This window comes from Rhizobacter sp. Root1221, from assembly GCF_001425785.1.
Lineage (GTDB): Bacteria > Pseudomonadota > Gammaproteobacteria > Burkholderiales > Burkholderiaceae_C > Rhizobacter.
In genome coordinates this window covers 16,423-38,650 of sequence record NZ_LMDI01000028.1, presented here as the reverse complement: position 1 = coordinate 38,650, position 22,228 = coordinate 16,423, and the positions used below count along the sequence as shown (strand labels likewise).

Genomic DNA, 22,228 nt, shown 5'->3' with positions numbered 1-22,228 from the left:
CCGCCCGTCGCGTCCAAGGGAGGCTCTCGCGAGGCGTCTGGGAGACGTTCCGCGGCGGCCGGGGCCATCGCGAACGGCCGGAAGGCCTGGCGCATCCGCGCTGGTGCACCCGCCGGCTCGCGCTGCACCATCCACGCCCTCGCTGGCGCAGGTGGGTGGTCAGGTGCCCGGCGGCAGGCCCAACGCGGCAGCGATCTCGGCCCGCACGCGGTCGCTGATGGCACGCCGGTCGAGGCCCACGGTGGCCAGCGCAGGCAGGCGCTGCACACGCACCTGCAAGTCACGGGCACGCACGATCATCCACAGCGACTGCACGAGGTTCGTGTCGCCGATGTAAGCCGCGGCGGGGCTGACCGCCGACACCGCGTCGGAGAACCGCAGCGCGATGGGTTGCACCGGCACGTGGGTGGCCACGGCAGCCTGCAGCAGGTTGGCGTGGAACGGCAGCAGGCCCTCGCCGCCACTGGTGGTGCCTTCGGGGAACATGGCGATCACGTCGCCATGCTGCAGCGCTTCGGCCACCTGGTGCACCACGCGCATCGCGTCGCGCTTGCGCTCACGTTCGATGAACAGCGTGCCCCCGCAGGCCACCATCCAGCCGATCAGCGGCCAGCCGCGGATGTCGGCCTTCGACACGAACCGGGCGGGCTGCGCCGCGTCGATGGCGAGGATGTCGAGCCACGACACGTGGTTGGCCACCAGCAGCACCGGCCCCGGGTGGGCGGCACCTTCGGTCACGAGGCGCAAGCCCATCGCGGCCAGCATGTGCCTGCAGTACACCCCGACGTGCCACATGCGCTGCGCCGGCCCGATGAACGGAAACACGATGGCGCACGTGAGCAGGCCGCGCACCACCATCGCGATGCAGCAGCCGAGGCGCCACAGGGCGCGCAGCAGCCCCACCTGGGCGGGGACGGTCACTTCGCCTCGAACGCGACGTGCCCCGCCACGAGGGTGGTGTGCACGCGGCCAGGCAGTTCGAACCCGGCGAATGGCGAGTGTTTGCCCTGGCTGCGGAACGCGCGGGGCTCGACGGTCCAGCGGGCGGCGGGATCGAAGAGGCACAGGTCGGCCATGCCACCTTCCACCAGGCGGCCGGCGCTCGACGACAACGAACCGAGTGCGTCGCCCAGCACCCGCACCGGCGCGCAGGTGACGGTGGCGAGCGCCTTCGTGAGGCCCGCGCCGCTGTCTTCGCCCCATTTGAGCGCGAGGCTCAGCAGCAGCTCCAGGCCGGTGGCGCCGGGCTCGGCTTCGGCAAACGGCAGGTTCTTCGCGTCTTCGTCCACCGGGGTGTGGTCGCTCACCAGGGCATCGATGGTGCCGTCGGCCAGCGCGGCACGGATGGCGTCGCGGTCGCGCTGCTGGCGCAGCGGCGGTGTGAGGCGCATGGCGGCGTTGAAGTAGCCGATGTCCATGTCGGTCAGGTGCAGGTGGTTCACGCTGACGTCACACGTGACCGGCAGGCCTTCGGCCTTGGCGCGGCGCACGAGCTCGATGCCCGCCCCACTGCTGAGGCGGCACAGGTGCACGCGTGCCCCGGTGACCCGCATCAATTCGAAGATGGTGTGCAGCGCGATGGTCTCGGCCACCACCGGCACCCCCGACAGGCCCAGGCGCGTGGCGAGCGCGCCGCTGGCCGCCACGCCCTTGCCGAGGTGGGCGTCCTGCGGGCGCAGCCACACGGTGTAGCCGAACGTGGAGGCGTATTGCAGCGCACGCTGCAGCACCAGCGTGTCGGCCAGCGGGGCCTCGGCCTGGGAGAAGCCCACGCAACCGGCCTCGGTGAGTTCGGCCATCTCGGTGAGCACCTCACCGGCGAGGCCGCGCGTGAGCGTGCCGAGCGGGTACAGGTGCGCCTGGTTCAGGTTGCGGGCGCGGAATTTGAGCATCTCGACCAGGCCTGGCTCGTCGAGCGGCGGGTCGGTGTCGGGCGGGCAGACGAGGCTCGTCACGCCGCCGGCCACCGCGGCGGCCATCTCGGACTCGAGCATGCCTTCGTGCTCGTGGCCCGGCTCGCGCAGGCGCGCCGCGAGGTCCACGAGGCCCGGCCCCACCACGAGGCCCGTGGCGTCAATGGTGCGGTTGGGATGGAAGTCGGGGTTCACGGCACCGAGGGTCACCACCCGGCCGGCGGCGATGGCCACGTCGCCCGGCGCGTCTCGGCCGGTGGCGGGGTCGACGAGGCGGCCGTTCTTGATCAGGATCTTCATGGTCGTGTCACTCAGGCGTTGTTGCCGGCGATGGTGGACATCACCGCCATGCGCACCGCGATGCCGAAGGTGACCTGCGGCAGGATCACGCTCTGGTGGCCGTCGGCCACGGCCGAGTCGATCTCGACGCCCCGGTTGATGGGGCCGGGGTGCATCACGATGCAATCGGGCTTGGCCAGCGCGAGCTTCTCGGGCGTGAGGCCGTAGTTCTTGAAGAACTCCCCCGCGCTCGGCAGCATGGCGCCGCTCATGCGTTCGTTCTGCAGGCGCAGCATGATGATCACGTCGGCGCCACGGATGCCTTCGGCCATGTCGTGGCACACGCGCACGCCCATCTCCTTCAGGTCACCCGGCACCAGCGTCTTCGGGCCCACGGCACGGATCTCGGGTACCCCGAGCGTGGTGAGCGCATGGATGTCCGACCGGGCCACGCGCGAGTGCACGATGTCGCCCACGATGGCCACCGTGAGGTTCGTGAAGTCCTGCTTGTAGTGCCGGATGGTGTACATGTCGAGCAGCCCCTGCGTGGGATGCGCGTGGCGGCCGTCGCCGGCGTTGACCACGTGCACGTGCGGGGCGCAGTGCTTGGCGATCAGGTACGGCGCGCCGCTTTCGCTGTGGCGCACCACGAACATGTCGGCGTGCATGGCGGACAGGTTCGCGATGGTGTCGAGCAGGCTCTCGCCCTTCGCGGCCGAGGAGCGCGCGATGTCGAGGTTCACCACGTCGGCGCTCAGCCGCTTGGCCGCGATCTCGAACGTGGTGCGCGTGCGTGTGCTGTTCTCGAAGAACAGGTTGAAGACGCTTTTTCCCCGCAGCAGCGGCACCTTCTTGACCTCGCGGTCGTTCACGCTGAGGAAGGTGCCGGCGGTGTCGAGGATCTGGTGGATCACCGCGCGCGGCAGCCCCTCGATGGAGAGCAGGTGGATCAGCTCACCGTTCGAGTTCAGTTGCGGATTGCGTTGTTGCAACATCGTGATCAGTCGCCTTCCTTGATGTCGAAGCTGAAGCGGCCGGCGTCGCCGCGCGCGAGGCGCAGGCGGTCGTCGGGGGCCAGCGCGATGCGGGCGGCGGCGAAGGCCGCCTCGATGGGCAGCTCGCGGCCGCCGCGGTCGACCAGCACCGCGAGCGTGACGCTCGCCGGGCGGCCGAAGTCGAAGAGTTCGTTGATGACGGCGCGGGTGGTGCGGCCGGTATACAGCACGTCGTCGATCAGCAGGATGTGGCGCTCGTCCACCGAGAACGGCAGCCGGGTGGGGTCGGCGCTGCTCATGCCGCGCTGGGAGAAGTCGTCGCGGTGCAGGGCGCTCGAGATGACGCCGTGTTCGCCCTCCAGCCCGAGGTCACGTTGCAGGCGTTCGGCGAGCCAGGCGCCCCCGGACCACACGCCCACGAGGGCGGAGCCGGGCCGCACGAGGGGGCGCACCCCGGCCAGCAGTTGGGTGTACAGCGCTTCGGCGTCGAGTTGGTTCACGGTCATGGCGTGTCTCGCAGAAATTGCTCCAGGATGATCGCGGCGGACGCCGCGTCCACGTCGGACGCGCCCATCGCATGCGCCTCGGTGGTGGTGTAACGCTCGTCCACCTCATGCACCGGCAGCCCGAAGCGGCCGTGCAGCTGGCGGCCGAACCGCCGGGCCCGGGCGGTATTGTCGTGCGGCTGGCCGTCGGGGTGCACCGGCACGCCGATCACGAGCGCCGCCGGCTGCCATTCGGCGACCAGGGCGGCGATGGCCTGGAAGCGGGCGTCGCCCTCGGCCGCGATGGTGCGAAGCGGGGACGCACTGCGCGTCAGGGTGTTGCCGCTGGCCACACCCACCCGCTTGGTGCCGAAATCGAAGGCCAGGAACGAACGGTGCGCGATCGCTGGTGCCGGAGACCCGGAACCGCTCATGCGTGCCCCGCCTCCTGGCTCAGCATGCGCGGGTCGATGCCGAGCAGCGAGAGAGCCTTGTCGTAGCGCTGCTCCACCGGGGTCTCGAAGATGATGGCGGGCTCGGCGTCGACGTTGAGCCAGCCGTTGCGGCCGAGCTCTTCTTCGAGCTGGCCGGCGCTCCAGCCGCTGTAGCCGAGGGTCACGAGGATGCGCTTCGGGCCGGCGCCGTTGGACAGCGCCTCCAGCACGTCCTTGCTGGTGGTCATCTCGAGGCCGCCGGGGATCTGCAGCGACGAGTTGTAGTGGCCACCCTCGCCGTCACCGCCGTCAAGCCGGTCGTGCAGCACGAAGCCGCGTTCGGTCTGCACCGGGCCGCCGAAGTAGACGGGCGCTTCCGCCAGGTCCTCACGGTCGAGGGTGAGTTCCACCTTCTCGAACAGGTTCTTCAGCTTGATGTCGATCGGCTTGTTGATGACCAACCCCAGCGCGCCCTTTTCCGTGTGTTCACACAGGTAAATGACCGCGCCGGCGAAGGTTTCGTCCAGCATCCCGGGCATGGCGATGAGGAACTGGTTGGTCAGGTTGATGGCGGACATGGCGTGATTTTATGCCTCCCGCGCCGGCGGCTGCCCAGTGGCGCAAACTCCGCCCATGGAAAAGGCACTCCCTTCGGCCCTGGTCTGGTTCCGGCGCGACCTGCGGGCCGGCGACAACGCCGCGCTGTTCCATGCGCTGAAGGCCGCGCGCAAGGTCTGGTGCGTGTTCATCCTGGACCGCGATATCCTCGACCCGCTGCCCCGGGCCGACCGCCGCGTGGAGTTCATCGTCGACAGCCTGCACGCGCTCGACGCCCAGTTGCGGGCCCTGAACCCGCACGCACGGCTGATCGTGCGCCATGCCCGCGCCACCAGTGCCCTTCCCCGGCTGGCCGACGAGCTGCACGTGCAGGCGGTGTACGCCAACCACGACGACGAGCCGGCGGCCATCGCCCGCGACCACCGCGTGCGGGGTGAACTGGCCGAACGGGGCATTGCGCTGCACACCAGCAAGGACCACGTGGTGTTCGAACGCAACGAGGTGCTGACCGCCACCGGCCAGGCCTACACCGTCTTCACGCCGTACAAGAACGCGTGGCTGAAGAAGCTGGAACCGTTTTACCTGAAGGCCTACCCGATCACCCCGTACGCGGATGCGTTGGCTCCCCTGCCCGAAAGTGTGCCGGCACGCCTGCCCGGGCTCGCGGAGATCGGCTTCGACACCACCAACCTGCACGAACTGGCGCTCGGCGCCGGTGCTGAGGGTGCCCAGGCGCTGCTGCGCGACTTCCTGCCGCGGATGGCCCGGTACGGCGAGACGCGCGACTTCCCCGCCGTGAAAGGCCCGAGCTACCTGTCGATGCACCTGCGGTTCGGCACGGTGTCCATCCGCCAGTTGGCGCACGAGGCCCACGCCCAGCGCCATGCCGGCGCGCAAACGTGGTTGTCCGAACTGGTGTGGCGCGATTTCTACCACCAGGTGCTGTACCACCACCCGCAGGTGGTGGACGCCGCGTTCAAGCCGGCTTACGACGCCATCAAGTGGGAACACGGCAAACACGCCGACACGCTGTTTGCCGCGTGGTGCCACGGCCGCACCGGCTACCCGCTGGTGGACGCCGCGATGGCCCAGATCAACCAGACCGGCTACATGCACAACCGCCTGCGCATGGTGGTGGCGAGCTTCCTCGTGAAAGACCTGGGACTCGACTGGCGCCGGGGTGAACGCTACTTCGCCGAAAAGCTCAACGACTTCGACCTGGCCGCCAACAACGGCGGCTGGCAATGGGCCGCATCCACCGGCTGCGACGCCCAGCCCTGGTTCCGCATCTTCAACCCGGTGACCCAGAGCGAGCGGTTCGACCCCGACGGCAAGTTCATCCGCCGCTACCTGCCCGAACTCGCCGCACTCTCCAACAAGGCCATCCACGCCCCCTGGCTCGCCAGCCCCCTGGAACTGGCCGAAGGCAATGTGGTGCTCGGGCAGACGTACCCGAACCCCATCGTGATGCACGACGAGGCTCGCGAGAAGACCATGGCGCGGTATGCGGTGGTGAAGGCTTGGGACTGATCCCCCGTACCCCCATTGGCGAACACCGGCACCTTTGTATTCGCTGCGAGCTGTTGTTTTTCTCTGGCGAGGCCGCGCCGGGTCTCGGCCCGGCAGCCGAGTCCCTTCTTTTTCTGGTGAAAAAGAAGGAACCAAGAAAACACCTCAACGCCAGCTTCCCAGACCTTTGCTCGGGCGCTTCGAGTCGCCAATCCCCCGCGCGACCACTGTCTCCAGCGGCACCGTTACCTATCCCGCGCATCAAGGGTGCCGGCCCGCTTCGCCTCGCTGCGCATCGGCTGGTTCTGTGGTCACCCCGACGAAAGCCGGGGCCCGCCGGCCCAGTGGGTCCCGGCTTCCGCCGGAACGACAAGCATCGGGCGAGCCAGCGAAGCGAGCAAAGCCCCGCAGCGCGTGCGCCAGGGGAGCCAAGCGCAGCGAGCGACAGATCAAGCTACCACCGAGCCCGGGTCCCCCGGGCGACCGTGGGCTCCCCCTTGGGGGGACCGGCGCGAAGCGACGTCGGGGGCACTAGAACAATTCCACGTCGCCGATCTTTGAGCCGTCCTCGAGAAGGCCCTTGGCCACCAGCTCCGCATGGCTCTGCACCTGGTCGCGGCCATGGGCCTTGGCGAAGTACACCGCCTTGTCGGCCCGCTCGAACGCGGCGCTCGGGGTGTCACCAGGCTTGACCTCGGTGAACCCGATGCTGATGGTGATGCCGCCCACCTGCGGGAACGGGTAGGCTTTCGTGTTGCCACGCATGCGCTCCAGGGCCATGCACGCGTCTTCGGCGGTGGCGCAGCGCATCAGCACGACGAACTCCTCGCCACCGAAACGGTACAGGCGGTCGTGGAAGCGGAAGCTGCTGCGCATCAGGCGCGACAGCAGCAGCAGCACCTCATCACCGATCAGGTGGCCGTAGTTGTCGTTGACAGTCTTGAAGTGATCGATGTCGATCACGCCGAGCCAGTGGCGGTGCTTGGACGCCACATGGCGGCGGCCGTCAAACGCCGTGACCTCGGCCATGGCCGGGATCACGGGTGGTGCGTTGGTGGCCTTCAGGAAGCTTTCGTCGAAGGTCTTGCGGTTCAGCAAGCCGGTGAGCGTGTCGCGTTCGCTGTAGTCGAGCAGGCCCTGGAAATTGCGATAGATGCGCAGGATGCTGCCCACCATGCGCACGTCCTCGTCCTTCAACGGGTGACGGCTTTCCACCTCCATCACCCCCACGACTTCGCGGTCGGTGCGCACGGGGAAGATGCTGCGGCTCAGGTTGCCGGGCAGGGTGACCACGCTGGTCTCCCCGGCCATGGCCTGCATGCGCGCCGGGAACTGGTCGAGGCGGGGCAGCAGGTCGGTGTCGGCCCAGGCAGGGTCGGCCGTGGCCACCGCGTCACTCTCACCCAGGCGGGCCCGGGTGATCCAGCGTTCCTGTCCCCGCTCGCCCACCACCCGGTAGATGGCCACCGAGGTGGGGCGAAGCAGGTCGCGCAGTGCGTTGACCAGTGTGACGTCGAGGATGTCCCGGTCTCGAAAACCGGTCATCTCCGCCAGGTGGTCGACCAGTTGCGACATGAGGTACAGCGTGTCCCGAAGGAACGGTTGAATGGGTCAGGCAGGCGCCGCCGCGGTGGTGGTGGTGTACCGTGCGATCAATGCCAGCAAGTCTTCCTCGGAATACGGTTTGCCGAGGTAGTGGTCTACACCGAGTTGGGCCGCGTAATCCCGGTGCTTTTGCGCGATGCGCGACGTGATCATGATGATCGGCAAGTCGCTCAGGCGCGCATCGCCCCGGATGTTGCGGGCCAGGTCGAATCCGTCCATGCGTGGCATCTCGATGTCGCTGAGCACCACGTGCGGCCGGTCTTCGGCGAGGCGTTCAAGGGCTTCGATGCCGTCCTTCGCCAGCACGACACGGAAACCTTCCCGGGTCAGCAGGCGCTGCGTGACACGCCGCACCGTGAGCGAATCGTCCACCACCAGCACCATGGGCGCTGCCGACTTGGCCGGTTCGCTGGCGGCCGGCCTGGCCACCTGCAGTTCCGGCGACACGCGTGCGGACTGCGTCGCGGCACGGGCGGTATCGCCATACAGCGTGGCCAGCGCCACCGGGTTGTAGATCAGTGCCACCGACCCCGACGCCAACAGCGTCATGCCGGCCAGGCCCGGCAGGCGCGACAGTTGCGGCCCCAGGTTCTTCACGACCACTTCCTGCGTGCCCAGCACTTCGTCGACGTGGAGCGCGATGCGTTGTTGCGCACTTCGCACCACCACGACCGGCCGCGTGCGGCCCGTCTCCAAGCTGACCGGCGCCTGCTGGAGCAGCGCACCGAACCAGAAGAACAGCATGGAGCGGTCGGCGAGCGTGTAGCTGCCGGCCTGGTAGGCCTGCTCGATTTCTGGCGTGGACAGGCGGCGCACGATCTCGATGAGCGTGGCTGGCACGGCCACGACGCTGTCGCCGCAACGAAGCATCACGACCTGCGTCACCGCGGTGGTGAGCGGCAGCACGAGCGTGAAGCCGGTGCCCTGCCCTGCCGCCGTAGCGGTTTCGATGCGGCCACCCATGGCGTTCACTTCGGACCGGACCACGTCCATGCCCACGCCGCGGCCGGCCAGTTCGGTCACCGTCTCGGCGGTGGAGAAACCCGGCATGAAGATCAGGTTGGCCAGTTCGCCGTCGCTGTGTTCGCTGCCCGGGGCAATGAGGCCCATCTTCTCGGCCTTGGCACGGATGCGCTGCAGGTTCAGGCCGGCGCCGTCGTCACGGAACTCGACGCCCACTTCGTTGCCTTCCTGGCGCAGCACCACGACGATGCTGCCGGCGGCGTCCTTGCCCGCCGCGGTGCGCACCTCGGGGGCCTCGATACCGTGGGTCACGCAGTTGCGCAACAGGTGTTCGAAGGCCGGCGTCATCCGGTCGAGCACGCCGCGGTCGATTTCGATGGAGCCACCGATGATGTCGAGCCGCACCTGCTTGCCGGTTTCCTTGGCAGCCTGGCGCACGACCCGGTACAGGCGGTCGGACTGGCTTTCGAATTCGACCATCCGGGTACGGAGCAGGTCGTCCTGCAGGTCGCGGGTCAGGCGGGCCTGGGCAGCGAGTTCGTCTTCCGTGGTTTCCAGCGTGCGTTGCAGCGTGCGCTGCACCGTGGCCACGTCGTTCACCGACTCGGCCATCATGCGGGTGAGTTCCTGGAAGCGCGTGAAACGGTCGGACTCGAGCGGATCGAACGTTTCGTGCGCGGCCTTGGCGGCCTCCTGGCGCGAGATCATCTGCGTCTCGGCCTGGAATTCGATGTCGCGCAGCTGCTGGCGCAGGCGTTCCAGGTTGTCCGTCAGATCGCCGAGCGACCCGCGGATGTTGCCCACTTCGGCCTCGATCCGCGACCGGGTGATGCTGACCTCACCGGCCTGGTTCACCATGCGTTCGAGCAGCGGACCGCGCACACGCACGGCCGCGTTGGCAGCAGCCATGGGCTGGTGCGTGGTCGCGTCCGCGTCGGGGGTGCTTTGGGCAAAGCGCGACCAGTCGATCTCGGTGGACGACGCCGCGGCCGGTGCCGGTGCAGGCACGGGTGCCTCGACCGGCAGGTCGGCCGGCAGGGCGTAGTTGAGCACCGACGACGGTTCGATCACCGGCAGCGCCGGGATGTCTTCCAGCGCCAGGGCCGGTGCGACAGGCGCGGCCTCCACAGGCGCCACTGGTGCGACCGGAGCCAACGGGTCGAACGTCTCCACCGCTTCGGCATACGCCTCGGCGTCACGCGACTTCAGTGCGTCGAAGTTGGCGGTCAGGGCGTCGGCACGCGACTCGAGGCGCTCCACTTCCGCCGCAGAGGCGTGTTCGGCCTGCAGCAGGTGTTCGATGGCCGTTTCGAGGCGGTGCGCCAGCTCACCCAGGCGCATGGCACCCGCCAGGCGGGCACCGCCCTTGAGCGTGTGCAACGTGCGCATGCACGACGCGGCGTGGGCGTTGTTCTCGGGCTGGCGAGTCCAGTCGCGCAGCGCGGAAGACAGCTGCGGCAGCAGTTCTTCCGCTTCTTCCTCGAAGATCGGGAACAACTCGGCGTCGACCGCGTCGACGGCGTCGATGTCCTGGTCGTCTTCATCGGACGAGTCGGCACGGAACGGCGCGGAAGACGCCACCGGGGCACCCACCGGCAGCGGCGTGAACGCCTTGAACTCGGCCTGGCCCAGTTCGCCCGGTTCGGGCAAGGCACCGAACGAGGATTCGCGCGCCTCGGCGGTGGGCACGGGAGCGACCGGGGCCTGTGCCACGACCGGTTCCGGCGTGGGTGCCGGCACCTCGGGTTCGGGCTCGGGTGCCGATTCGGCGACGGCGTCGAGCGCGCCCGGGCGGGTGTCCATCACCGGCATGTCCGGGGCCGGCGGGGCCTCGTCGAGCAGCTCGGGTTCGGCAACGGCCAGCGGCAGGTCGTCTTCCACCGGCTGGCGGGCGTCCACCGCGGCATTCACTTCCTCGAGGCGACGGGCCGACGACAGCTCATGTTCGGCCAGGCGTGCCAGCAGTTCGGGCGCCGGGGCCTTCAGGAAACCGGCTGCGAACTGGTGCAACAACCGGCGAACTTCCTCGGCCGCGTCGACGAACAGGCGACCTTCTTCCGGCGTGCCCTGGCCAATGGCCTGCGAGCGCATCAGCGCGTGTTCCAGCGTGCGGGCGAGCTGCGACAGGTCGGCGAAACCGACCGTGGCCGAGCTGCCGGCCAGCGAATGCGCCTGCGCAATGGGCACCTCGCCCACGGGGCGGTGCAGTTCCATCGCCCATTCGGCCACTTCCGTGGTGAGCTTGCGCGAGAGCTCGTCGGCTTCGTTCAGGTAGATGTTGAACAGCGGGATGCTGATGCGCAGCGGACCGACGATGCGGACCTGGTCGTCGTCGTTGAACGGCGCCGGTTCTTCGGCGATCTCGGCCACCTCGGCGACGTCGGGCAGCACCGGTTCGTCGAACGAGAGATCGAGCGTCTCGGGAATGGCCGGCACCTCGGGTGCACGGGCGGTCTCGATGGCGCCGACCGCTTCCAGGGCCTGCGCCGGTGCCACCGGCTGGACCGGTTCGATGAGCGTGGGCAGTTCGGCCGTGGCCGAGGGGACGGGCGCCTGGACGTCGGCGAAGAAGCTGTCGTCGAGGTCGAGCTCGATCATCTCGACGGACTCGGCCGTGGGCAGCGCGTCGCCATCACCGGCCATGAGCGGGTCGAGGTGAGGCAGCACGGCCTCTTCCGCCGGCAGGCCGGCGGTGAGGTCGACGGCGGGCAGGTCCAGCGCATCGGCCGTGGGCACGGCGGCGGTGGCCGGCACGGCCTGTTCGTCGAAGGCACCCAGGTCGAGGTCGAAGGTGAGTTCGGGCAGGGCCGGGGAATCCGGCAGTTCGGCGTGCAGCTCGGCAACAGGCGCCACAACAGGTTCCGGCGTGGAAACCTGAGCCGGCGCCTCGGCCACGGGCGACTCGAACGCGAGGGTCATCAGCGGCACGTTGGCCGCTTCGGCCGGCGGCGCCGAGATGCTGCTCACCGCTTCACCGCGGCTGAACGCTTCAGCGGCCTGCACCAGCGGCGCGGCACGGTAACCGGCGGCCGCCTGGTTGGCGATGGCCTCGATCCAGTCGGCGAGGTAGTCCAGCGCCTTGTGGGAGAAGTCGAGCAACGCGGGCGAGGCCGGATCCTGGCCGGCGAGCCACGTGTTGTACAGCTGTTCGCAAGCCCACGAGGCGTCGCCGAATTCCTTCAGCCCCACCATGCGCGAGCTGCCCTTGAAGGTGTGGAACGCGCGGCGAACGGCGGTGAGCTGTTCGACGTCGGACGGCGACGCGGTCAGCTGGGCCAGCGAATCGCGGGCTTCGCCCACCTTCTCGCGCGCTTCCTCGAGGAAGATCTCGCGCATCTCGGGGTCGTCGGCCAGGTCGGCGCCCGCCGCGGGCGCGGGCGCGGGCGCCGGCACCGGCGCCGGCGCGGCAACGGGTGCCATCACCGGTGCCACCACGGGCGTGGGCAACGGGAGCGGGTCGAGGCCCACGGCGTCGCCGGCGGTGATGACGAATTCGTTGAGGGCTTCGGAAAGCTGCTCGCGCGCCTCGGTCACTTCGGCCAGGCCATGGGCATGTTCGATCTTGTGCTGGGCTTCCTCGATGGTGGCCACGAGGCCGGATTGGTCGGCGGCCTCGGCTTCGTGCTGCAGGCGTTCCAGGTCGCTCGACAGTTCGTCGAGCGGCTTGCGCTCGCTCACCGCGGCTTCGGCCAGGGCCTGGGCGTGTTCGATGACACGCGTCTCGACCGCGGGTGCCTTCGGCACCGCGAGATTCGTGGCGCTGCGCGCGGCAGCGCTGCGGCCCATCAGCGGGCTCAGCATGCCGGAGGCGGCATCGAACACGAACAGCGACTTGGCGACGTGCGGCTGCGCACCGAGCATGTCGATCAGGAAACCGAGGGCACCGAGGTTGCCGGCCAGGCGATCGAACGTGCCGGACTGGATGGACTGCTGCGGGTCGGCATCGCCGCTGATCAGGCCTTCGACGTCACCCCGCATGCGGATCAGCGCCTGCGTGGCCTGCTCCATGCCCAGCACGGACATCACGCCACGCATGGACGACAGCTGGCCCGGCACCGGCACGAGCGGCGCGCGGTCGTCGGGTTTGCGGAAGAAGGTGTCGATGTGCTTTTCGATCTCGGCAAGCGACGACCGCAGTTCCTGCACGACGCTGCCCATGGTCTGGCGGTCGGAAACACGGCGGTAGAGCTCTTCCATCCACGCCTCGAGCGGGTCGGGCGTCTGGCCCGCACGCACGTTGGCGATGCGCTGCGCGAGGCGGCGCACGCGCTGGGCCTGCTCGGGGTGGTCGAAATCGGTGTCTTCGAGCGACGACTCGAGGTACAGCACGCTCGTGGCCACTTCCATCGCGAGCGGGGTCGGCGGTGCGGCGCCGCTTTGTTGCGTGGCCACGATGGCCTGCTGCAGCTGGTCGGCGAGCACCTCGCCGCTCGGGTAGAGGCGGCGCAGCGAATCGCCCACGAGCGAGAACTGCTCGGACAGCCCACCGAGGCGGTGCATTTCACCACCGGCCACGCCGGACCAGGCATCCTTCGCGCTCGAGACGCGCTTTTTCGCCTGGGCGATCCAGGCGGGGTCGAAGCGGCCGAGGCGGCTCACTTCGTAGTCGACCGGCACGTAGTCGGTCAGTTCGTATGCATCACGGGCCAGCGTCACACGCAACGCGGTGCGGCCGTCGGTGGGCAAGGCGCACTGGGCGCAGAAGAACAGCAGGTCTTGTGCGAGGCGCTCGGACACTTCCGTTTCACCGCGCTCGAAGATGCGCAGCTGGGCGAGCAGGCGCGACGTCACGCGCTTGCCGAACACGTCGGCGTGGAGCAGGCCCATGGCCTGGCCCTGGAAAAATCCGGCCGCGAGTTTCCACAGCGTGGCCGCAGCCAGGTCGCCGGCACCGGCACCCAGGCCGGCACACAAGTCGCTCATGCGGGAGGCGGCGGTGGTCTGCTGGCCGCGCATCAGCAGCAGCATCTGCTGCTCCATCTCCGTGCGGGCGGCAGCATCGGCGGGACGCGGGGTGACCCCCGGCTCGCTCGGCACTTCACGCCAGCGCCAGTCGTAGCTCCATAGGTCGGCCGGGTGAACCCGGTCGGCTCCCGCGACGGCCTGCACATCGCGGTAACGCGGGAACAGCGCGAGCGCCGACATCGGCTTGCCCGCGAGCAGGCGCTGCAGGTAGTCGAGCAGCGCGAACGAGGTCTGCTCGATGACGTCGACATCGGCCGACGTCATTTTCTGGGGTTTCAGCACGAAGCGCTTGACCGCCGCTTCGCTGGCACGAAGCACGCTCGCGACGGCCGGCAGGCCCACGAGTTCGAGCGCGCCCACCCCTTGGTGGATCTGCTGGTGCGCGGTGCGCAACACGGCCGGGTCGACGGCGTCGACGTCGGAGCCGCTCACGGCCTCGGCATCCTTGACGAACCGGCGCAGGGCCTTGTGGGCAGCTTCCAGGGAGCGGCGCAGTTCTTCCTGCACCCACGCCAAGGCGCTCAGGTCGTCGGTGGTTTCGCTTTGGTTGTCGCTCATCGTGGCCTGCGTGCTGGGGCGTTCGATCCGGTGACGGGTGGCGTCGGGTCTGGGCCGCGGCCAGGGGCCGCGGCGTCATGACCGGTCAGTCGATCTTGAATCGGGCGACCGATTGCTTCAGTTCTTCGGCGGTACGGGACAGTTCTCGCACCATCTGGGCGGTGGACCGGGTACCTTCACCGGTCTGTTCCGTCACGGCAAAAATGTGCTGGATGTTGGCCGCCACCACGTTCGCCGATTCGGCTTCGCGGAGCGCCTGGTGGGAAATCTGTCCGATCAGGTCAGCAAGCTGGCGCGACACGCGGTCGATGTCACCCAGTGCGCTACCGGCCGCGTCAGACAGCCGGGTACCTTCGACCACCCCTTGCGTGGACCGTTCCATGGCGCCCACCGCATCCTGCGTGTCGGTCTGAATGGTCTTCACCAGGGCCGCGATCTGCCGCGTGGCGTCGCCGGAGCGTTCTGCGAGCCGCTGCACTTCTTCCGCAACCACCGAGAAGCCTCGGCCTGCTTCACCAGCCGAAGCGGCCTGGATGGCGGCGTTCAGTGCCAGCACGTTGGTCTGTTCGGTAATGTCCGAGATCAGCTCGGTGATTTCACCAATCTCCTGCGACGACTCACCCAGCCGCTTGATGCGCTTGGAGGTTTCCTGGATGTGGTCGCGGATGGAGTTCATACCGCCGATGGTGTTCTGCACCGCGGTCAGACCGGATTCGGCGGCCTGCAGCGATTGGCGGGCCACCTGGGCGGTCTGCTGGGCTTGTGCGGACACGTCGTTGATTCGGTTCGCCATCTGGAGCACCGACTCGCCGGTTTCGCGAATTTCGCGCAGCTGTTCGTCGGAGGCGGCGAGCAGTTCGGTCGAGGTGGCTTCCACCTGCTGCGTGGTTTCGGTCACCCGGCCTACCGTGCCTTGCACCTGCGACACCAGCGTGCGAAGTTCTTCCACGGTGTAGTTCACCGAGTCGGCGATGGCGCCCGTGATGTCTTCCGTCACCGTGGCCTGTTGGGTCAAGTCACCTTCAGCAACCGTCTGCAGTTCGTTCATCAAACGCAAAATGGCGGCCTGGTTGGCGTCGTTGACGCGCTTGGCTTCCTGTTCCTGGCGTTCGGCTTCGAGTCGTTGCGTTTCGGCAAGTGCCGCACGTTGGCGCTGGTCGCGCAGCGAGAGGGACACCAGGCCGTAGCCGCCGGCGCCAAGCACCAGGGCCGACAGGACCAGGAGCAGCAGCGAGACCGTGCTGAAGCCGGTGGCATCGCCAAGGCCCGCCTGGACCTTCTCGAGGCCGATTCGCAGCGGTTCGCTGTCCTTGATGATGGCGGCCTGCGCTTCACGGGCCGACACCAGGCCCTGCAGGTTGCCCAGAATGGAGCCGGCCTGGACGCGGGTCTCTTCGTACAGGGCGAGCAGCGCGGTCAGGCGTTCCTTGGTCTGCGGTTCCTTCGTGCCGGGCAGGCGGAGTTCCTGGTTGCCGGCCAGCAGGCCGTCGGCGATTTCCTTGAAGGAGTTCAAGTCCTTGCCGAGCAGGAACACGGCTTCCGGGCTCACGCCTTCCATGGTCAGGAATTCGTTGGCGGACTTGCCGATGCGCTGGGTCAGCATCACGAGCTGGCCCACGGCGGAGATTTCAGCGGACGAGGCGTCTTGCTGCAGCTTCAGCGACGACACCGTTTCGGCGATTTCCAGCAAGTCGGACGACTGGCGGTTGATGGCGCGGAGCGCCTGACCCACCTGCGTCAGGATCTGTTGCTGGCCCAGCACGGTCTTCGCGTTCTTTTCAGCGGCGTCGACCAGCGGCAGCAGCGGCGCCAGTTCGGTCTGCACCGAGCCCGGGGCGGCATTCAGGTCGCCGTCGCCGGTGGAGAGACCGCGCACGTTGTGCGCCAGCACTTCCGTACTTTCCTTCACTTCCGGGAAGGCGGCCGCGCTGCCGATCAGGGCCTGCGACACCGACTTCGCCAGCCGCTGCGACTGCATCAGCGCCTGACCGGAGGCACCCACCTGGGCGGCACCCTTGGTGGCCGAGTAGATGGCGGCACCGGCGGTGACCAGCAGGCCGGCGAGGCCCGCGAGCACCATGCCGACGAGCAGGCGCTGCTGCGTGCCGACGGGCCGGTCGCCGATGAGCGGCAGACCCGAGCCCGAGCCCGACTGGCCATCGGAGGGCGGCATGCGCGTGTCGGCGAAATCGGCGAGCTCCGACGGAGCCGCCTCGGTGATGATCGAGGAGTCCATGTGGGCCGTGGGCGCGTTGGCACGCGGGTCGGCCGCTGCAGGCATGGTTTCGTCATGGGCGGGCACGTCGAGCGCGATCACGTCGTTGAGTGGCAGGTCGGCGCCATCCTTGCCCTTGCCTTTGATTTTGTCCAGGAAGCTCATAAGTTCCTCGTTCCGTCTTATCTCGGTACCACTAACACAGTCGGATGGTCTGCGCGCTCTTGGCGCTCAGCCCGCGATTCTCAGAAATGCCGCTTCGTTGGCCAGCACGGCGAGGTTCAACTCGCGCCACAGCCGGTTGCCTTCGTCGCGGTAATGGCCGCCCACGAAGGCGGGCCGGGCCTCGCCGTCGTCGGCCTGCAACGTGAGCTGCTCGGCGCTGCGCAGGCCGGCGAGCCGGTCCACCAGCACCGCCGAATTGATGTTCAGCGTGGTGTTGAACGCCACGAACCAGGATTGGTCCCGGCCGGCGTCATTGCCACGGATGCCGAGGAAACCCGCCAGGTCGACCACCCCGTGCAGCCGCCCCCGCAGGTTGGCTACACCGAGGAACCACCGGTTCGTGTACGGCACCGGCACGGTGGGCCCGAACGGAAAGATTTCACCGGCTTCCTGCAGCGGAAACAGAAAACCGTGGCCACCGCTTTCGACGGCGAGCCACGATTTGCCACGCTCTTGCGTTCGAGCTGCCCGCAGCCGATCGGCCAGGCGGGTCTGCAGCTCGCGCAATGCTTCCTTATTGGCCATTCACACCTGCCTCTGGAACGAGAAGGGAGACATTCTCCGGGACCGGATCAGTCGAAGGCCTTGATCTTGGCCATCAATTCGTCGGCATCGACGGGCTTGACGATGTAGTCGCGCGCACCCTGGCGCATGCCCCACACGCGGTCGGTTTCCTGATTCTTGCTCGTGCACATGATCACGGGGACGTCGGTGAACCGGGCGTCGCGCGTGATGGCGCGGGTGAGCTGGAAGCCGTTCTGGCCAGGCATGACCACGTCCATCAGGATGAGGTCGGGCTTTTCCTCGGCGAGGCGGCGCATGGCGTCCTCGCCGTCTTCGGCGGTGCGCACGGAAAAACCGCGCTTGGTCAGCAGGTCGGACAGGAAGTGCAGTTCCGTCTTCGAATCGTCTACCAACAGGATCTTCTTGATCGGCATATCGTTCTCCATCTGGTGGTGTGATCGGATCACACCCTCGTGCGCGGCGGGCCGCTCGGCCCCGCCCTCGTGTTTCGTCAGGCCTTCACGCGGTACTGTTCGACCGCCTGAAGCAACTGGTCTTTCGTGAAGGGCTTGGTCAGGTACGCCTCGGCGCCCACCATGCGGCCACGGGCCTTGTCGAACAGCCCGTCCTTCGAGGACAGCATGATCACCGGCACACCCGCGAACGTCGGGTTGCGCTTGATGATCGCGCAAGTCTGGTACCCATCCAACCGCGGCATCAGGATGTCGCAGAAGATCAGGTCGGGATGCAGGTCATTGACCTTGGCGAGCGCGTCAAACCCATCCTCGGCCAGCAGGACGTTGTACCCACCCTGCTTCAGAAAGATGTCGGCGCTGCGCCGAATGGTGTTGCTGTCATCAATGACCAGCACCTTGATGCCTGCTGCGGCTTCATTGCTCACCGGATAATCTCCTCAGTGCCCGCCAGGGCAAGTCAGCCTTTTCGGGCCCGGTCCTCGCAGGGATCCGGGCACGGCTCAGATTTGCACCATTTCGAAGTCTTCCTTGCGCGCGCCACATTCCGGGCAGGTCCAGTTCATCGGAACCTTGTCCCATGGCGTACCGGGCGCAATGTCGTGTTCGGGGTCACCCGTGGCTTCGTCATAGATCCAGCCACAGATCAGGCACATCCAAGTCCGCATCGTGCTCGCGTCTTTACTCACGTTATTCTTTACCAAGCTCACTACAATGATGAAAGATTGTAGCCACGCAAAATGCCAAAAATGCGATGGTTTTTAGGTACATACGCCACTTTCCTCACATTTATCTAGAAGTTCCCGGCGAACCCGGTCACTCCTTCGCTCCCATCTGACGGATGCCCCTCATGACCGTTGACGCTACCTCACCCGATCCCACCATCGACCCTTCACAAGAAGGGGTGGGCCCGGCCTGCGTGATGACCTTCAATGCCACCGACCCGAGTGGTGCGGGTGGCCTGGCCGGCGACATCGCCACCATCGCCGCCATGGGTGCGCACGCGCTGCCCGTGGTGACCTCCATCGTGCTGCGCGACACCGCCGAGGTGTTCGACCACAGCACCATCGACGCCGACGTGGTGGTCGAGCAGGCCCGCAGCATCCTCGAGGATGTCACGATCGCCGCCTGGAAGGTGGGCTTCCTGGGCTCCGCCGAGGGTGTCAGCGCGGTCGCCGAAGTGCTGTCCGACTACCCGGACGTGCCGCTTGTCGCCTACATGCCCAACCTCTCGTGGGTCGAGGAAGACGAGCAACAGGCCTACCTCGACGCGTTCCGGGAACTCGTGCTGCCGCAGGCCGAGGTGCTGGTGGGCAGCCACCAGACGCTCACCGACTTCCTGCTCCCCGAGTGGAGCAACGAGCGGCCGGCGTCCCCGCGTGAGCTGGCCGTGGCCGCCGCCGAACATGGCACCCGCTTCGTGCTGGTGACGAGCGTGCCGCTGCCCGACCAGTTCCTCGACAACGTGCTCGCGTCGCCGCAGGGCGCCATCACCGGCGAGAAGTTCGAGCGCTTCGAGGTCAGCTTCGTGGGCGCGGGCGACACCCTGTCGGCCTCGCTGGCCGCGCTGCTCGCGTCGGGCGCCGAACTGCACGCGGCCGTGGGTGAGTCGCTCGCGTTCCTCGACCAGTCGCTCGACGCCGGCTTCCGCCCCGGCATGGGCAACGTGATCCCCGACCGCTTCTTCTGGGCCCTGCCCCCGGGCGAGGAAGAGGAAGACGGCGGCCCCGCCCTCGAGGCCACGCAGGCTGACGACGACAACCTGCCCAAGGATCCGCGGCATGTCCATTGAACCCCGGGCCCAAGCCACCAACGAGGCCCTGTTCGAACGTGCGCGCAAGGTGATCCCCGGCGGGGTCAATTCGCCGGTCCGCGCCTTCCGTGCGGTGGGCGGCACGCCGCGTTTCATCGCCAGCGCCCACGGCGCCTACATGACCGATGCCGAGGGCCGGCGTTACATCGACTACATCGGCTCGTGGGGTCCCATGATCCTCGGCCACGGGCACCCCGCCGTCGTCGAGGCGGTGCAGAAGGCCGTGCTCGAGGGTTTCTCGTACGGCGCCCCCACCGAACGCGAGATCGAACTCGCCGAGGAAATCCTCAAGCTCGTGCCCACGATGGACCAGGTGCGCCTGGTCAGCTCCGGCACCGAGGCGGCCATGAGCGCCCTGCGGCTGGCCCGCGGCGCCACCGGCCGCCCGAAGATCGTCAAGTTCGAAGGCTGCTACCACGGCCACGCCGACTCGCTGCTCGTGAAGGCGGGCTCGGGCCTCGCCACGTTCGGGCATCCCACCAGCGCGGGCGTCCCCCCCGAGGTGGTACAGCACACGCTGGTGCTCGAGTACAACCACATCGGCCAGCTCGAGGAAGCGTTCGCACGCGACGGCGCCCAGATCGCCTGTGTCGTGATCGAGCCCATCGCGGGCAACATGAATTTCGTGCGCGCGAGCGTGCCGTTCATGAAACGCCTGCGCGAGCTGTGCTCGCAACACGGCGCGCTGCTGGTGTTCGACGAGGTCATGACCGGCTTCCGCGTGGGCCTCGGCAGCGCCCAGGGCCTCTATGCCAAGGCGCTGCCCGGCTTCGAGCCCGACATCAGCGTGTTCGGCAAGGTGATCGGCGGCGGCATGCCGCTCGCCGCCTTCGGCGCACGCCGGGCCATCATGGAACAGCTGGCCCCGCTCGGGCCGGTGTACCAGGCCGGCACGCTGTCGGGCAACCCGGTGGCCACCGCCTGCGGCCTGGCCACGCTGAAGGAAATCCAGAAGCCCGGCTTTTTCGAGAGCCTGTCTGCCCGCACCCGCACGCTGCTCGACGGCCTGCTTGGCGCCGCGCGCGACGCCGGCGTGCCGATGGTGGGCGACTGCGAAGGCGGCATGTTCGGCTTCTTCTTCACGAAGGCCGGCGAAGGCCTGCCGCAGAACTACCCCACCGTGATGGCCACCGACAAGGAACGGTTCAACCAGTTCTTCCACGGCCTGCTCAACCAGGGCGTGTACCTGGCCCCGGCGTTGTACGAGGCCGGGTTCGTCAGCGCCGCGCACACCGCCCGGGACATCGACGACACCGTGGCCGCGGCCCGGAACGTGCTTCGCTAGGCGCGCCGTCGAACCCTTCGCGCCGCCTCCGTGCGGCGCCCAAAGATCCACCATGCACATTCACATCCTCGGCATCTGCGGCACCTTCATGGGCGGCCTCGCCGCACTCGCCCGCGAAGCAGGCCACCGCGTCACCGGCTGCGATGCCGGCGTCTACCCGCCCATGAGCGATCAGCTCCGCGCGCTCGACATCGACCTGATCGAGGGCTTCGGCGCCGACCAGGTGAAGCTCGCGCCCGACCTGTTCGTGATCGGCAACGTGGTGTCGCGCGGCAACCCGCTGATGGAAGCCATCCTCGACGCCAACCTGGCCTACACCAGCGGCCCGCAGTGGCTGGCCGACAACGTGCTGCGGGGCCGGCACGTGCTGGCCGTGGCCGGCACCCACGGCAAGACCACCACCACGTCCATGCTCGCGTGGATCCTCGACCAGGCCGGCCTCGACAACGGCTTCCTGGTGGGCGGTGTGCCCCAGAACTTCGGCGTGTCGGCCCGCCTCGGCAGCGGCAGCCCGTTTGTCATCGAGGCCGACGAGTACGACACCGCCTTCTTCGACAAACGCAGCAAGTTCGTCCACTACCGGCCGCGCACGGCCATCCTGAACAACCTCGAGTTCGACCACGCCGACATCTTCCCGGACCTGACCGCCATCGAGACCCAGTTCCACCACCTCGTGCGCACCGTTCCCGCGTCGGGCCGCCTCGTGGTCAATGCCCGCGAAGAGCCGCTGCAGCGTGTGTTAGAGCGTGGCAGCTGGAGCGAGGTGGTGCGGTTCGGCGTGCGCAAGGAAACGCCCGGCGCGCTGCGCGCCCGCGGTGAACCCCACGCGTTCGACGTGTTGCGCGGCAGCATGAAGGTGGCCCGCGTCGAGTGGGCGCTGCTCGGCGAACACAACCAGCTCAATGCGCTGGCGGCCATCGCCGCGGCCGAACACGTCGGCGTCGATCCCGAAGTTTCGGCCAAGGCGCTCGCCACGTTCCAGAACGTGCGCCGCCGCCTGGAGCTGAGCGGCGAGGCCGGTGGCGTGAAGGTCTACGACGACTTCGCCCACCACCCCACGGCCATCCGCACCACCGTCAACGGACTGCGCCGCAAGGTGGGCGGCCAGGCCCGCATCCTCGCCGTGTTCGAACCCCGCTCCAACACGATGAAACTGGGCACCATGAAGGCCCAGCTGCCGTGGGCCCTCGAAGAGGCCGACCAGTCGTTCTGCCACCAGGGCAACCTGGACTGGGACGCCCGCGAAGCCCTGTCACCCATGGGTGACAAGGCCGTCGTGGCCGACACCATCGACACGCTGGTCGAGGCCGTGCGCAAGGTGGCACGGCCGGGCGACAGCGTGCTGTGCATGAGCAACGGCGGTTTCGGTGGCATCCACGCGAAGCTGCTCGCCGCCCTGGCCGGCCAGGGGTAACTCACCAGGCGGGCTGGCGGCCGAGGCCGCCCCCG

The 22,228-nt window shown here is 68.2% G+C and carries 17 protein-coding genes; 4 read left to right on the top strand and 13 right to left on the bottom strand.

Going from position 1 to position 22,228, the window contains the following annotated elements; all coding sequences use genetic code 11:
• Window positions 1–159: 159 nt before the first annotated feature.
• Genes ASC87_RS19485 through ASC87_RS19460 form a run of 6 tightly spaced genes read right to left on the bottom strand, consistent with a single transcriptional unit; the run spans window position 160 to window position 4,684 of the window.
• A complete protein-coding gene (locus ASC87_RS19485; protein WP_235582216.1) occupies window positions 160–921 on the bottom strand; it encodes a 1-acyl-sn-glycerol-3-phosphate acyltransferase in 762 nt (253 codons plus the stop codon).
• Window positions 918–2,213 (bottom strand): dihydroorotase, encoded by a 1,296-nt coding sequence (locus ASC87_RS19480; protein ID WP_056665956.1) that lies wholly within the window; start codon window positions 2,211–2,213, stop codon window positions 918–920. Before ASC87_RS19480 ends, ASC87_RS19485 begins: the two co-directional genes overlap by 4 nt.
• Window positions 2,214–2,224: 11 nt before the next feature.
• Window positions 2,225–3,187, bottom strand: a complete 963-nt coding sequence (locus tag ASC87_RS19475; RefSeq protein ID WP_056665953.1) for an aspartate carbamoyltransferase catalytic subunit — start codon at window positions 3,185–3,187, stop codon at window positions 2,225–2,227.
• 5 nt (window positions 3,188–3,192) lie between these two features.
• Window positions 3,193–3,693: a bifunctional pyr operon transcriptional regulator/uracil phosphoribosyltransferase PyrR gene (pyrR, locus tag ASC87_RS19470; protein ID WP_056665950.1), complete on the bottom strand. Its 501-nt coding sequence runs from the start codon at window positions 3,691–3,693 to the stop codon at window positions 3,193–3,195.
• Window positions 3,690–4,106 carry a Holliday junction resolvase RuvX gene (gene ruvX / locus ASC87_RS19465; protein WP_056665947.1) on the bottom strand — a complete coding sequence of 139 codons (417 nt, stop codon included), beginning with the start codon at window positions 4,104–4,106 and terminating at the stop codon, window positions 3,690–3,692. The genes pyrR and ruvX overlap by 4 nt, the downstream gene beginning before the upstream one ends.
• Window positions 4,103–4,684, bottom strand: coding sequence for a YqgE/AlgH family protein (locus ASC87_RS19460; protein WP_056665944.1), 582 nt, complete (start codon window positions 4,682–4,684; stop codon window positions 4,103–4,105). The genes ruvX and ASC87_RS19460 overlap by 4 nt, the downstream gene beginning before the upstream one ends.
• A gap of 55 nt (window positions 4,685–4,739) precedes the next feature.
• On the opposite strand from ASC87_RS19460, the gene ASC87_RS19455 reads away from it, so the two are divergent.
• Window positions 4,740–6,194, top strand: coding sequence for a deoxyribodipyrimidine photo-lyase (locus ASC87_RS19455; protein WP_056665940.1), 1,455 nt, complete (start codon window positions 4,740–4,742; stop codon window positions 6,192–6,194).
• A 510-nt stretch (window positions 6,195–6,704) separates the two neighbouring features.
• Here the strand turns inward: ASC87_RS19455 and ASC87_RS19450 are convergent.
• The 7 genes from ASC87_RS19450 to ASC87_RS19420 form a co-directional block, all read right to left on the bottom strand.
• A complete protein-coding gene (locus tag ASC87_RS19450; RefSeq protein WP_056665938.1) occupies window positions 6,705–7,748 on the bottom strand; it encodes a GGDEF domain-containing protein in 1,044 nt (347 codons plus the stop codon).
• A gap of 36 nt (window positions 7,749–7,784) precedes the next feature.
• On the bottom strand, window positions 7,785–14,264 hold the full coding sequence (locus tag ASC87_RS19445) for an Hpt domain-containing protein (protein ID WP_056665935.1): 6,480 nt from the start codon (window positions 14,262–14,264) through the stop codon (window positions 7,785–7,787).
• An 85-nt stretch (window positions 14,265–14,349) separates the two neighbouring features.
• Entirely contained in the window at window positions 14,350–16,644 is a 2,295-nt protein-coding gene (locus ASC87_RS19440; protein WP_056665932.1) for a methyl-accepting chemotaxis protein, read from the bottom strand.
• A 66-nt stretch (window positions 16,645–16,710) separates the two neighbouring features.
• The gene (locus ASC87_RS19435; RefSeq protein WP_056665929.1) at window positions 16,711–17,229 is read right to left on the bottom strand and encodes a chemotaxis protein CheW; all 519 of its coding nucleotides are present in this window, start codon (window positions 17,227–17,229) and stop codon (window positions 16,711–16,713) included.
• Between the two features lie 47 nt (window positions 17,230–17,276).
• Entirely contained in the window at window positions 17,277–17,642 is a 366-nt protein-coding gene (locus ASC87_RS19430) for a response regulator transcription factor (protein WP_056665926.1), read from the bottom strand.
• A 77-nt stretch (window positions 17,643–17,719) separates the two neighbouring features.
• Window positions 17,720–18,109, bottom strand: coding sequence for a PleD family two-component system response regulator (locus ASC87_RS19425; RefSeq protein WP_056665923.1), 390 nt, complete (start codon window positions 18,107–18,109; stop codon window positions 17,720–17,722).
• Between the two features lie 75 nt (window positions 18,110–18,184).
• Complete coding sequence (locus ASC87_RS19420) at window positions 18,185–18,349, bottom strand: rubredoxin (RefSeq protein ID WP_082568773.1); 165 nt, start codon at window positions 18,347–18,349, stop codon at window positions 18,185–18,187.
• 182 nt (window positions 18,350–18,531) lie between these two features.
• Here ASC87_RS19420 and ASC87_RS19415 point away from each other — a divergent pair, with 182 nt between their 5' ends.
• From ASC87_RS19415 to mpl, 3 genes are read left to right on the top strand one after another with little or no spacing between them, the layout of a single operon-like run.
• Entirely contained in the window at window positions 18,532–19,473 is a 942-nt protein-coding gene (locus tag ASC87_RS19415; protein WP_056665918.1) for a bifunctional hydroxymethylpyrimidine kinase/phosphomethylpyrimidine kinase, read from the top strand.
• Entirely contained in the window at window positions 19,463–20,779 is a 1,317-nt protein-coding gene (gene hemL, locus ASC87_RS19410) for a glutamate-1-semialdehyde 2,1-aminomutase (RefSeq protein ID WP_056665915.1), read from the top strand. The genes ASC87_RS19415 and hemL overlap by 11 nt, the downstream gene beginning before the upstream one ends.
• A 52-nt stretch (window positions 20,780–20,831) precedes the next feature.
• Window positions 20,832–22,193 carry a UDP-N-acetylmuramate:L-alanyl-gamma-D-glutamyl-meso-diaminopimelate ligase gene (gene mpl, locus ASC87_RS19405; protein ID WP_056665912.1) on the top strand — a complete coding sequence of 454 codons (1,362 nt, stop codon included), beginning with the start codon at window positions 20,832–20,834 and terminating at the stop codon, window positions 22,191–22,193.
• The last annotated feature ends 35 nt before the right edge of the window (window positions 22,194–22,228 follow it).